This window comes from Streptomyces sp. NPDC006510, from assembly GCF_040611955.1.
Classification (GTDB): domain Bacteria; phylum Actinomycetota; class Actinomycetes; order Streptomycetales; family Streptomycetaceae; genus Streptomyces.
Genome location: NZ_JBEXPH010000052.1, coordinates 34,713 through 45,736, shown reverse-complemented (window position 1 = coordinate 45,736; position 11,024 = coordinate 34,713). Strand labels below are relative to the sequence as shown.

Below are 11,024 nucleotides of genomic sequence, written 5' to 3'. Positions count from 1 at the left end.
TTAAGCACGCCGCCAGCGTTCGTCCTGAGCCAGGATCAAACTCTCCGTGAATGTTTTCCCGTGATCGGGACAACACAACACGAGAGCGGAACGACCGGACGGAATAAGACCGGTCGTTCACAGCGTCCTCGCTGTGTAAATTGCCCACCGGGTCAGTGACCCCGCGGGACTTTCAAAGGAACCTCCAACCTGCCGAAGCAGGCCGGGGTATCAACATATCTGGCGTTGACTTTTGGCACGCTGTTGAGTTCTCAAGGAACGGACGCTTCCTTTGTACTCACCCTCTCGGGCTTTCCTCCGGGCTTTTCCCTTCGGTCTTGCGTTTCCGACTCTATCAGACTCTTTCGTGTCCGATTTCCCGGTCGAAGCGGGTCCTGCACCGCCTTCCAGTTCTTCGCTTTCGCGTTTCCCTTTCCAGCGATTCCAACCTTACCAGACTCTTTTTCGTTCCGTTTCCGGTTCGAATTTGAATTCCGGTGGCCTTGGAGGGGCCTTGCCTTTCGGCATGTCCACTACATTAACCGATTTCCTTGGCGACTCATAATCGAGTCGGAGGGATTGAATTACGGCATGCCGAATCCGCACCCGCCAGGGTGATTTCGTAGGTAGTGGTTGGCTGCTCCGGGTTGCTCGGATGCGGTCCGATGGACCGTACCGACAGCGGTACCCGTTTCAAGCGGCTCGGGCTACATTAGGTGGCCCTCAAGGGCGAGTCAAGTTGCGCGGCGGCGCGGAACATGAGCCCTGTACGGGCTCACCGTGGGGTCCCCGTCGATCCAGAAGCGCCAGGGATGTGTGGCTCCGTCGCCGCCCACTCCGGTGCGCGGGCCGTTGCGTACCTGGTCACGCGGTGGTGGGGTGCCGTGCAGTACGGACAGCGAGGCGCCGGGGTGGGCGATGGCGTCGGTGCCGTTCAGTGCGCGGTCGACATCGAGGGCGGTGGCCAGGCGGGCCGGGCCTTTGGCCAGTTCCTTGTCATTACGGGCCGAGTTTCGACGTTTGCGAGTGAGCTCGGCGCCGACCCGGATGTCGCCGGCCCGGAGCAGGACCCCGCTCGCCCTGCCCTCGGGGCCGCACACCAGGTTGAGGCAGTGCCACATTCCGTAGGTGAAGTAGACGTACGCATGGCCGGGCGGTCCGAACATGACGCTGTTGCGTGCGGTACGGCCTCTGAAGGCGTGCGATCCGGGATCGATCTCGCCGGCATACGCCTCCACCTCGGTGAGGCGGAGCTCGATGGGTCCGTCCGGTGTGGCACGCACCAGGGTCCGGCCCAGGAGGTCGGGTGCCACGTCCAGCACGGGGCGGTCGAAGAAGTCGCGTGTCAGCGGCGTACGGTCCAAGCCCTCGATCATGGCGGTCGAGGGTACCGGGAACCGACTACGGTCGTGGCACGTATGTAGGGGTCAGGACCAAGGAGGAGTAAACATGGGCTTCAAGCGGCTGCTCGCGAGCATGGGTGCCGGTGGCGCTTCGGTGGAGACCGAGCTTTCCGAGCTCAACGTCGTACCGGGCGGGGTCGTCCAGGGCGAGGTGCGGATCCAGGGCGGCTCCGTGGATCAGCAGATCGAGGGACTCTCCGTGGGTCTGCAGGCCCGGGTCGAGGTCGAGGGCCAGGACACGGAGACCAAGCAGGACATCGAGTTCACCAAGCTGCGGCTCGGTGGCGCGTTCGAGGTGCGGGCCGGTGCCGTGCACGTCGTACCCTTCGGGCTCGAAATTCCGTGGGAGACGCCGATCACGATGTTCGCCGGTCAGCATCTGCACGGCATGCACATCGGCGTGACCACGGAGCTGGAGATCGCGCGGGCGCTGGACTCGGGCGACCTGGACCAGATCAATGTGCACCCGCTGCCGGCGCAGCAGGCCATTCTCGACGCCTTCGGGCAGCTCGGCTTCGGCTTCCGCAGCGCGGACATGGAGCGCGGTCACATCCGCGGAACGCGTCAGCGGCTGCCGTTCTACCAGGAGATCGAGTTCTTCCCGCCGCAGCAGTACCGCGGGCTGAACCAGGTGGAGCTGACGTTCGTCGCGGACGACCGTGAGATGGATGTCGTCCTGGAGATGGACAAGAAGCCGGGGCTCTTCAGCGAGGGCAGCGACTCGTACCGCGCGTTCAAGGTCGGGCTGAACGACTTCCAGGGGACCGACTGGGCGGCGTACCTCAATCAGTGGCTGGCGCAGGTCGGCAGTCAGCGCAACTGGCTCTAGGGTCGGTGGGAGGCCTGCTGACAGCAGGAGAGCGATCAGGAGAGGTGCTGACGTGACCGAGCCGAAAAGGGCGCCGCTGCCGCACGACTTCCATCCGGAGGTGCCGTCGTTCACGGTGGTGAGCGAAGATCTCGCCCCCGGCGCCGTACTGGCGGACGCTCAGGTGTTCGCGGCCGGGAACACCTCGCCGCAGCTGCGGTGGGAGGGATTCCCGGAGCGGACGAAGAGTTTCGCCGTGACCTGCTTCGACCCCGATGCTCCTACCGGCAGCGGATTCTGGCACTGGGTGGTCTTCGACATCCCGGCCTCGGTCACCGAGCTGCCGGCCGGTGCTGGCAGCGGGAGGTTCGAGGGACTGCCCGCCGGTGCCGTGCAGGTCCGTAACGACTACGGGTCGAAGGAGTTCGGCGGTGCCGCGCCGCCGACCGGGGAGAACCACCGCTACGTGTTCACCGTGTACGCGGTCGACACCGAGAAGCTGGGTGTCGACAGCGATGCGTCGCCCGCGGTCGTCGGGTTCAATCTGCGCTTCCACACGCTGGGCCGTGCTCAGCTGATCGGTGAGTACACGGGTCCCGCCTAGGATCCCGTGCAGCCGAGAGTTCCCCTGCTGTTTGCCCTGCCCTGGTCCTGGAGAGATCAGGGCAGGGCATTTTTTTATTGCGTTGTCCATCACGGCCTGCCCGGTCAGAGTTGATCCGGGCCTGCCAGGGGGCGGGCGGCACACGGGAGGTGGGCGAGATGCGGGACACGCTGGTACTGAACGCGAGCTTCGAGCCGCTGTCGACGGTGACGCTGAATCGTGCGGTGGTGCTGATTCTGCAGGACAAGGCGGTCGTCGAGCAGTCGCATCCCGATCTCCGTATGCGTGGCGCCGCCGTGGACATTCCGGTGCCCCGGGTGATCAGGCTCTGCCGGTACGTACGGGTGCCGTTCCGAAGACATGCCCCGTGGTCCCGGAGGGGTGTGCTGATACGGGACCAGCACCGGTGCGCGTACTGCGGGCGGCGGGCGAGCACCGTCGACCATGTCGTGCCGCGCGCCCAGGGGGGCCAGGACACCTGGCTCAACACGGTGGCGTCCTGTGCCGAGGACAATCACCGCAAGGCGGCCCGGACGCCGGAGCAGGCGGGGATGCCGCTGCTGCGTCAGCCGTTCGTACCGTCTCCCGCGCAGGCGATGCTGCTGGCGCTGGGGTCCGGTGAGCGGTCGGCGCTGCCGGAGTGGCTGGACCGTGCCGCGGCGTAGTCGGCGTGCGCGTTTCGTCGTAGTGAAGCCCGTCTCCGTGGGGGACGGGCTTCCGTGTGTCAGCGGAGCAGCAGCTGGACGATGGCGACCGTGCCGACCGCGACGATGAGGACGCGCAGGACGGTGGGGCTGAGGCGGCGACCGACCTTGGCGCCGATCTGCCCACCCAGCGCGGAGCCGACCGCGATCAGTACGACGGCCGTCCAGTCGAAGTCCGCGACGAAGAGGAAGAAGAGCGCGGCAATGCTGTTGACGACGGCGGCCAGGACGTTCTTGACGGCGTTGAGGCGCTGCATGGTGTCGTCGAGCAGCATGCCCATCAGGGAGAGGTAGATGATCCCCTGGGCGGCGGTGAAGTAGCCGCCGTAGACGCTGGCGAGCATCAGTCCGACGAACAGGAGCGGTCCGCCGTCGGGGCGGGCGTGGGTGCCGCTGTGTTCGCGCCGGCGCTGGACCGCTTTGCTGATGCGTGGTTGCAGGATGACCAGAACGAGGGCCAGGGCCACCAGGATCGGCACGATGGTCTCGAAGGCCGTGGAGGGCAGGGCCAGCAGGAGGGTGGCGCCGGTGAGGCCACCGATGAGGGCGCCGACGGCGAGCTTGCGTACCCGGCGGCCCTGTCCTTCGAGTTCCTTGCGGTAGCCGATGGCGCCGCTGACGGAACCGGGGATCAGGCCGAGGGCGTTGGAGACGGTGGCCGTGACCGGGGGCAGGCCGGTGGCGAGCAGCACGGGGAAGGTGATCAGCGTTCCCGAGCCGACGATCGTGTTGATCGCGCCCGCGCTGATGCCCGCGACGAAGACGGCGAGCATCTCCCAGATGTTCATTGCGAATCCCCCGTGCGTGATCGGTGCTTGGTGCACTGATCATGCACGGGGCGTGTACGCGTCAGTCGACCGGGGGCTGTTCCCGGCGTTCCTTGCCCGTGTCGAACCCAGGGGCACCGCTGCCGAGGTTGCCGAAGGCGCCGCTGAGGCCCTTGAGGGCGTCGCCGATCTCGCTGGGCACGATCCAGAGCTTGTTGGCGTCGCCTTCGGCGATCTTCGGGAGCATCTGGAGGTACTGGTACGAGAGGAGCTTCTGGTCCGGGTCGCCGGCGTGGATGGACTCGAAGACCGTACGGATCGCCTGGGCCTCGCCCTCGGCGCGCAGGGCCGAGGCCTTGGCCTCACCCTCGGCGCGCAGGATCGCGGACTGCTTCTCGCCCTCCGCGGTGAGGATCGCGGACTGGCGCGTACCTTCGGCCTGGAGGATCGCGGCGCGCTTGTCACGGTCGGCGCGCATCTGCTTCTCCATCGAGTCCTGGATGGAGGTGGGCGGTTCGATCGCCTTGAGCTCGACGCGGTTGACCCGGATGCCCCACTTGCCGGTGGCCTCGTCGAGGACTCCGCGCAGGGCCGCGTTGATCTCCTCGCGGGAGGTCAGGGTCCGCTCCAGGTCCATGCCACCGATGATGTTGCGGAGGGTGGTGACGGTGAGCTGCTCGATCGCCTGGATGTAGCTGGCGACTTCGTAGGTCGCGGCCCGGGCGTCGGTCACCTGGTAGTAGATGACGGTGTCGATGTTGACGACCAGGTTGTCCTGGGTGATCACCGGCTGGGGCGGGAACGGCACGACCTGTTCACGGAGGTCGATGCGGTTACGGATGGAGTCGATGAATGGAACGACGATGTTCAGGCCTGCGTTGAGCGTGCGGGTGTAGCGGCCGAAGCGCTCCACGATGGCGGCGCTGGCCTGCGGGATGACCTGGATCGTCTTGATCAGGGCGATGAAGACGAGCACCACCAGAATGATCAGGACGATGATGATCGGTTGCATCGTGTTCCTCGTTGCCCTTCGGTTGCCGACGGATCGCGATGATCGAGGTCGAGTTCGCGGGAGGGGCCGGATGTCGGGCCGGCCCCGATCTCATGATGATCGACATCGAGTCTGACAGAACTCGCTCTGTCTTGTGGGTGGTTCGGTCACATGACGACTGCCGTGGCTCCGTCGATGTCGACGACATCGACCTGTTGGCCCGGATCGAAGCTCTGGCCCTCGTCGAGTGCGCGGGCGGACCAGATCTCCCCGGCCAGTTTGATCCGGCCGCCGCTGCCGTCCACCCGTTCCAGGACGACGGCCTGACGGCCCTTCAGCGCATCGATGCCGGTGGCGAGTTGGGGCCGGTCGGCGCGGTGTCTGGCGGCGATCGGGCGGACCACGGCGATGAGTGCCACGGAGACCCCGACGAATACCAGCACCTGGGCCACGATGCCGCCGCCGAGTGCCGCGACAACTGCCGCGGCGACCGCTCCGACGGCGAACATGCCGAACTCGGGCATCGCAGTCATGACGAGTGGGATGCCCAGTCCCACCGCGCCGATCAGCCACCACACCCACGCGTCGATGTCCACGTGGTCATGGTAGAACCGCGAACGCCCTCGCGGACAGGGCGCAAGCGGGCCACTGCGCCCGTTGTGCCCGGCGACCGTACGGCCGCGTCTACGAGAGCGGCAGTCCGTGGGCCGTGTAGCGGTCGTTGTTGTGCTCGACGACGAGCGGGAGTCCGAAGCAGAGGGAGAGGTTGCGGGAGCTGAGTTCGGTCTCCATGGGGCCTGCGGCGAGCACCTTGCCCTGGCGGATCATCAGGACGTGGGTGAATCCGGGCGCGATCTCCTCGACATGGTGGGTGACCATGATCATGGAGGGGGCGTACGGGTCGCGGGCCAGTCGGCCGAGGCGGCGGACCAGGTCCTCGCGGCCGCCGAGGTCGAGTCCCGCCGCCGGCTCGTCGAGGAGCAGCAGTTCGGGGTCGGTCATCATGGCGCGGGCGATCAGGGTGCGCTTGCGCTCGCCCTCGGACAGGGTGCCGAACTTGCGGTCGAGGTACTCGGTCATGCCGAGCCGGTCGAGAAAGGCGCGGGCGCGCTCCTCGTCGACGGCCTCGTAGTTCTCGTGCCAGGTGGCGGTCATGCCGTACGCGGCGGTGAGCACGGTCTGCAGCACGGTCTGGCGCCGGGGCAGCTTCTCGGCCATGGCGACGCCCGCGATGCCGATGCGGGGGCGGAGCTCGAAGACATCGGTGCCGACGCCGCCGAGCCGCTCACCGAGGATCTTGGCGGTGCCGGTGCTCGGGAAGAGGTAGCTGGAAGCGATGTTGAGGAGGGTGGTCTTGCCCGCGCCGTTCGGGCCGAGGATGACCCAGCGCTCCCCCTCCTTGACCGACCAGGAGACGTCGTCCACCAGAGCGCGTCCGTCGCGGACCACGGATACGTCCACCAGCTCCAGTACATCGCTCATGGCGCGTTGTCTCCCCATGCAGTGTCGAGATCGTCGGTGCCTGTGGGCACAGCTCCCAGGGAAATCTACGCCACCGCGCGAGTGCTCCCGGCGCTGGGCCCGCGTGACGACGGGCCCCTGGCCGGTTCCCTAGGCTGTGCCCCATGCTTTCGGAACCACGCTCAGGGCTGTTGGCCGCTTGGGGAAACGCGCTTCTGGCGGGACTGGTGTCGCCGGACGAGGCGGTGCTCGCCATTGTCGGGGAGGACGCGGTGCACCGCGTCGAGGGACTGCCGGGCGAGGTGGGGCCGGTCGGGCTCACGCTGGCGCTCGGGCGGTTGCGGGGTCTGGGGGTGACGGGTTTTCGGGTGGCGTTGCCGGCGCCCGGGCATCCGCTGGGGCTGAGCGGTCCGCCGGACTTCAACGCGCGGGCGTTGGAGGCCGAGGAGGCGGTGGTGGCCTTCGGTGCGCCGTACGGGCTGGTTCCCGAGGTGCGTGAGGTGGGGCCGGAAGGGGATCTGCACGTCGAGGTGGTGTGGCGTTGTCTGCCTGTACGGGAGGCGCCGCCGGCCGATGTGCCGTCGCTGGGCGAGGCGGAGCGGGAGCTCGCCGAGGCGTTGCGGGACGCGACGGCGGTGCTCTCGCGGTTGGATGTGGCCGGTTCGGGGCCGGTGGCCGAGGCGGCGGTGGACGCGTACCGGGCGCGGGCGGAGCGGGGGCGCGAGGTGCTGGCCCCGGGATACCCGCCGCGGGCGGTACGGGTGCTCGAACTGGCGCAGCGGGTGGCGCTGCTGATCTCGGTGGCGTACGAGAACGGGCACGGCGGGGCGGTGAGCGCTTCGGAGATCGCGGCCCGGGGTGAGGCGCTGCGGCCGGTGGAGCGGGTCGCCCGGCGGGCGCAGGTCGCCGCGTACAACGCGTATGTGGAGGAGCGCGAGCGGGAACGGTAGGACTTGGCCGGGTGGCCGCGCGGGCTCCGGCTGTCGCCGGACGGGCTCGATGCGCCCGTCCGGCGAGGTAGGACCGTGGGCCGGTCGGCCGACGTACGACCGTGGCGTCGGTCAGCCCGCCGCTCCGTGCCGGACGGCCCAGAGGGCCGCCTGGGTCCGGTCCGAGAGATCCAGCTTCATCAGGATGTTCGAGACGTGTGTCTTGACGGTCTTCTCGGAGAGGACCAGCGCTCGCGCGATCTCGCGGTTGGAGCGGCCGTCGGCGATCAGGCCCAGCACCTCCCGTTCCCGTTCGGTGAGCGTGCTCCCCCGGCCCGTACCGCTGCCCGAGTCCTCCTGGGCTAGCAGGGCTCCGGCGACCTCCGGCTGGAGCAGGACGTGGCCCGCGTGCACCGAGCGGATGGCGCCGGCCAGGGCGTCCGGGTCGACGTCCTTGTACACGTAACCGGAGGCTCCGGCGCGCAGAGCGGGGACCACGGTGCACTGCTCGGTGAAGCTGGTGACGATGAGGACCTTGGCCGGGTTCTCCAGCTCACGCAGCCTGCGCAGCGCCTCGATACCGTCGGTGCCCGGCATCTTGATGTCCATCAGCACGACGTCGGGGCGGAGCTCCTCGGTCCTGGCCACCCCCTCGGCGCCGTCGGCCGCCTCGCCGACCACCTCTATGTCGTCCTGGACCTCCAGGAACGTACGCAGCCCGCGCCGGACCACCTGGTGGTCGTCGACCAGCAGCACCCTGATGATGTTGTCAGCCACCGGGCACCTCCATCTCGATCGTGGTGCCCTTGCCGGGCGCCGATTCAACGGTGAGCCTTCCGCCGACGCCGTTCGCGCGGTCCCGCATCGACACCAGGCCCAGATGCCGGCCCGCCTGCCGGGTCGCCGCCGGTTCGAAGCCGCTGCCGTCGTCGATGATCCGCAGCAGCGTGCCGCTGCCGTGCCGGGCCAGCGTGACGTCGACATGGTCCGCACCGGAGTGACGCAGTGCGTTGTGCAGGGCTTCCTGGGAGACCCGGAGCAGCGCCTCCTCCTGGGCGGCGGGCAGGGCCCGTATGCCCCGGCTCTCGAAGGTGACCCGGGCCGTGTGGGCCCGGTCCAGGACCTGGATCTGGGTACGGAGCGTGGCGACGAGACCGTCCTCGTCGAGCGCGGCGGGGCGCAGCTCGACGACGGCGGCGCGCAGTTCGTCCACGGCTTCCGCGGCGAGCGCGGCCACCTGCTGGAGTTCGCCCTTGGCTCGGGCCGGGTCGCGGTCCACCAGGGCGGTGGCCGCCTGGGCCGTCAGCCGCAGCGAGAAGAGTTTCTGGCTCACCGCGTCGTGCAGCTCGTGGGCGAGCCGGGAGCGCTCCTCGGCGATGGTGAGCTCCCGGCTGCGTTCGTAGAGCCGGGCGTTGGTGAGGGCGATCGCCGCGTGCTGGGCGAGGATGGCCAGCAGTTCCTCGTCCTCGGCGGTGAAGCCGCAGCTGCCTTCGGGTTTGGGGCAGCGCTTGTTGGCGAGGTAGAGCGCGCCGATGATCTCGTCGCCGTCCCGGACGGGCAGGCCCAGGAAGTCGGACATGTCGGGGTGGGCGGCGGGCCAGCCCTCGAAGCGGGGGTCCTTGCGGACGTCCGCGAGGCGCTCGAGCTTCGCCTCGTGGAGCATCGCGGCAAGGATGCCGTGCTGCCGGGGCAGCGGACCGATGGCCTTCCACTGCTCGTCGCTGACGCCGTCGACGACGAACTGCGCGAAGCCGCCGTGGTCGTCGGGGACGCCCAGGGCTGCGTACTCGGCGTCCAGCAGCTCGCGGGCCGAGGCGACGATCGTCTTCAGGACGTCACGCATTTCGAGATGCCGGCTCATGGCGAGCAGCGCGGCGCTCACTGCTGCGAGACCCGACGGTGGGCGATGGCTCATGGCCTCACCGTACCGGCGGGGTTCGAACGCCGTATCGGCCTGTGGACGGCTTCGGATAGGGCGCAGGGACTAGGTCCGTACGCCCATGCACTCCGTCCGCCCATGTACGAGGAGCGGCCCGCGCGCAGCAGCGGCCCGCGTACAGAAGGCGGCCTGTGTGCGGTCGCGGCCTGTACCTGGGAGCGGCGACCGCGCCGAGCGCCCGCCCCAGAGACGGAATCTCACACTCCGAATTGCTGGAGCAACGGTTGGTGAGGTTGTTACCCGCCCGATGTGAGGCCGCACATAGGACCCACGTCACTTACGAAGCCTGCTAGTGGACACATAAGCGCCACATCAATGGTTATGAGCGCGGTCCGACACGTTCGAGCGGTGCCCCGGTCCACTACCGGGGTTCGTACGTCACACCTTTGCCACCGGATTTTGCGGGCGCTAAGAATTGCACTCGTCCCCGACGGAGATGCGAGAACGCCGCTTCCCGTCTTCGTCCTCCGTGAGGACTCCCGCGATTCGAAGAGGTATGTCTGCATGTCCGTGTCCAGCATCCCCGGCCGCCGTCGTCGCCTGAACAAGACCCAGAAGCTCTCCGTCGCGGGTATCTCCGCCATGGCCGTCGCCGCGCTCTCGTTCTCGCTCGTCCCCGCGAACGCCGACCCCAAGCCCGAGGCCGCGGCCCCCGTGTCCGCCGCCCCCGTGGTCTTCGCGTCGGTCGCCGGTACTCCGCAGGCCAAGGCCGTGCAGGCCAGCATCATCGAGCAGCACTCGACCGCCGAGAAGCTGGTGAAGGCCGCAGACCTCGCCAAGGCCAAGAAGGCCGCCGCCGCGAAGGCCAAGGCTGCCAAGGTCAAGGCCGCCAAGGCCGCCAAGGTCAGGGCTCAGGCCGAGGCGAAGGCCAAGGCCGCCGCCAAGGTGAAGGCCGAGGCCGTGGCCGCGAAGCGCACCGAGACGCAGGCGGCCAGCCGCTCCGAGGCCCGTACCCCGGTCTACGCCAACAACCTGGACGGCTGGATCAACCAGGCCCTGGACACCATGCGGGCCCACGGCATCCCCGGCTCGTACGACGGTCTGCACCGCAACATCATGCGCGAGTCGACCGGTAACCCGAACGCGGTCAACGGCTGGGACATCAACGCCCAGAACGGCACCCCGTCCTGCGGCCTGCTCCAGGTCATCCAGCCGACGTTCAACGCGTACCACGTCCCCGGTACCTCGTGGAACATCTACGACCCGGTCGCCAACATCACGGCCGCGGCCAACTACGCGGCCGACAAGTACGGCTCGATCGACAACGTCAACAGCGCGTACTGACCGGCACCGCGCAGCGCCGGACCGCGACCCATGCCGAAGGGCGGCACCCCGCGCGGGGTGCCGCCCGGGGGGCGTGGGGGGGGGGGGGCCGCGGGACGTTGGGCTGTGCAGCCGGGGGGGGGGGGGGGGCAGGGGGGGCGCCCCCGGCACGCCGC

The 11,024-nt window shown here is 68.6% G+C and carries 12 protein-coding genes; 5 read left to right on the top strand and 7 right to left on the bottom strand.

Going from position 1 to position 11,024, the window contains the following annotated elements; translation table 11 throughout:
• Positions 1-713: 713 nt before the first annotated feature.
• Positions 714-1,355, bottom strand: a complete 642-nt coding sequence (locus tag ABZY11_RS18230) for a DNA-3-methyladenine glycosylase (protein WP_356480087.1) — start codon at positions 1,353-1,355, stop codon at positions 714-716.
• A 73-nt stretch (positions 1,356-1,428) separates the two neighbouring features.
• Here ABZY11_RS18230 and ABZY11_RS18225 point away from each other — a divergent pair, with 73 nt between their 5' ends.
• The 3 genes from ABZY11_RS18225 (at position 1,429) to ABZY11_RS18215 (ending at position 3,459) form a co-directional block, all read left to right on the top strand.
• Positions 1,429-2,211 carry a sporulation protein gene (locus tag ABZY11_RS18225; protein WP_356480086.1) on the top strand — a complete coding sequence of 261 codons (783 nt, stop codon included), beginning with the start codon at positions 1,429-1,431 and terminating at the stop codon, positions 2,209-2,211.
• A gap of 52 nt (positions 2,212-2,263) precedes the next feature.
• The gene (locus tag ABZY11_RS18220) at positions 2,264-2,794 is read left to right on the top strand and encodes a YbhB/YbcL family Raf kinase inhibitor-like protein (RefSeq protein WP_356480085.1); all 531 of its coding nucleotides are present in this window, start codon (positions 2,264-2,266) and stop codon (positions 2,792-2,794) included.
• Between the two features lie 158 nt (positions 2,795-2,952).
• Positions 2,953-3,459, top strand: a complete 507-nt coding sequence (locus ABZY11_RS18215; protein WP_356480084.1) for an HNH endonuclease — start codon at positions 2,953-2,955, stop codon at positions 3,457-3,459.
• 59 nt (positions 3,460-3,518) lie between these two features.
• On the opposite strand, the gene ABZY11_RS18210 is transcribed toward ABZY11_RS18215, so the two are convergent.
• The 4 genes from ABZY11_RS18210 to ABZY11_RS18195 form a co-directional block, all read right to left on the bottom strand.
• Positions 3,519-4,286, bottom strand: coding sequence for a sulfite exporter TauE/SafE family protein (locus ABZY11_RS18210; protein ID WP_356480083.1), 768 nt, complete (start codon positions 4,284-4,286; stop codon positions 3,519-3,521).
• A gap of 61 nt (positions 4,287-4,347) precedes the next feature.
• Entirely contained in the window at positions 4,348-5,277 is a 930-nt protein-coding gene (locus ABZY11_RS18205; RefSeq protein ID WP_356480082.1) for an SPFH domain-containing protein, read from the bottom strand.
• Positions 5,278-5,423: 146 nt separating this feature from the next.
• Entirely contained in the window at positions 5,424-5,852 is a 429-nt protein-coding gene (locus ABZY11_RS18200) for an NfeD family protein (protein ID WP_356480081.1), read from the bottom strand.
• A gap of 88 nt (positions 5,853-5,940) precedes the next feature.
• A complete protein-coding gene (locus tag ABZY11_RS18195; RefSeq protein ID WP_356480080.1) occupies positions 5,941-6,738 on the bottom strand; it encodes an ABC transporter ATP-binding protein in 798 nt (265 codons plus the stop codon).
• 143 nt (positions 6,739-6,881) lie between these two features.
• Between ABZY11_RS18195 and ABZY11_RS18190 the strand changes: the two genes are divergently transcribed.
• The gene (locus ABZY11_RS18190) at positions 6,882-7,667 is read left to right on the top strand and encodes a hypothetical protein (RefSeq protein WP_356480079.1); all 786 of its coding nucleotides are present in this window, start codon (positions 6,882-6,884) and stop codon (positions 7,665-7,667) included.
• Positions 7,668-7,778: 111 nt separating this feature from the next.
• Here ABZY11_RS18190 and ABZY11_RS18185 read toward each other — a convergent pair whose 3' ends face one another.
• Positions 7,779-8,423, bottom strand: a complete 645-nt coding sequence (locus ABZY11_RS18185; protein ID WP_356480078.1) for a response regulator transcription factor — start codon at positions 8,421-8,423, stop codon at positions 7,779-7,781.
• Positions 8,416-9,561 (bottom strand): GAF domain-containing sensor histidine kinase, encoded by a 1,146-nt coding sequence (locus ABZY11_RS18180; protein WP_356480077.1) that lies wholly within the window; start codon positions 9,559-9,561, stop codon positions 8,416-8,418. The genes ABZY11_RS18185 and ABZY11_RS18180 overlap by 8 nt, the downstream gene beginning before the upstream one ends.
• 528 nt (positions 9,562-10,089) lie before the next feature.
• Between ABZY11_RS18180 and ABZY11_RS18175 the strand changes: the two genes are divergently transcribed.
• Positions 10,090-10,869 (top strand): transglycosylase SLT domain-containing protein, encoded by a 780-nt coding sequence (locus ABZY11_RS18175; RefSeq protein WP_356480076.1) that lies wholly within the window; start codon positions 10,090-10,092, stop codon positions 10,867-10,869.
• The last annotated feature ends 155 nt before the right edge of the window (positions 10,870-11,024 follow it).